Genomic DNA, 938 nt, shown 5'->3' on the forward strand with positions numbered 1-938 from the left:
CCTGGCCCCCCCGCCACGGCTACCGTTCCTGCGCTGGAACACCGGTGACCCCGTGGTCATCGACACCGACAACGACGTTTCCGACGCCCACCGCTCCACCCCGCGGGTGCTGGAGGAGTGGGGCGCACGGCCGCGGGAGCTGCGCCGGGCGTGCGCCGACCGCCTGGGCACCGACGCCGGGCCGCTGTTCGCGTTGTGGACCACGGCCGTGGCCTGCGGCGCGGTCCAGGAGCGGCACTGGCCTGGCAGCGTGGCCGGACTGCGCGCCCGCCTGGACGACCCCCTGGTCGAACGCGCGCTGGCCACCCTCGCGCCGGGGGCCCTGCGCGTCGTCCTGTCCCCGGAACGGCTGGCCGAACGCTCAGACCAGCTGGTACCGGCGGTGCTCGACGCCATGGAGTACGGGGCACGGCTCACCGACGCCGCGCAGCACGCCTGAGCACGGGTCGTTCCCCGCCGTCCGTGGAGCGCTCCACGGACGGCGGGGAACGACCCGTGCTCAGGCGTGCTGCGCGGCGTCGGTGAGCCGTGCCCCGTACTCCATGGCGTCGAGCACCGCCGGTACCAGCTGGTCTGAGCGTTCGGCCAGCCGTTCCGGGGACAGGACGACGCGCAGGGCCCCCGGCGCGAGGGTGGCCAGCGCGCGTTCGACCAGGGGGTCGTCCAGGCGGGCGCGCAGTCCGGCCACGCTGCCAGGCCAGTGCCGCTCCTGGACCGCGCCGCAGGCCACGGCCGTGGTCCACAACGCGAACAGCGGCCCGGCGTCGGTGCCCAGGCGGTCGGCGCACGCCCGGCGCAGCTCCCGCGGCCGTGCGCCCCACTCCTCCAGCACCCGCGGGGTGGAGCGGTGGGCGTCGGAAACGTCGTTGTCGGTGTCGATGACCACGGGGTCACCGGTGTTCCAGCGCAGGAACGGTAGCCGTGGCGGGGGGGCCAGG

Annotated in this window: 2 pseudogenes; one reads left to right on the forward strand and one right to left on the reverse strand. The window is 75.9% G+C overall.

Annotated features, from left to right (window positions below):
• Positions 1 to 439: pseudogene (locus D455_RS0128690) on the forward strand (hypothetical protein); the annotation flags it as partial.
• Positions 440 to 499: 60 nt separating this feature from the next.
• On the opposite strand, the pseudogene D455_RS0128685 reads toward D455_RS0128690, so the two are convergent.
• Positions 500 to 938, reverse strand: a pseudogene (locus tag D455_RS0128685) (hypothetical protein); the annotation flags it as partial.

Source organism: Nocardiopsis halotolerans DSM 44410 (assembly GCF_000341065.1).
Lineage (GTDB): Bacteria > Actinomycetota > Actinomycetes > Streptosporangiales > Streptosporangiaceae > Nocardiopsis > Nocardiopsis halotolerans.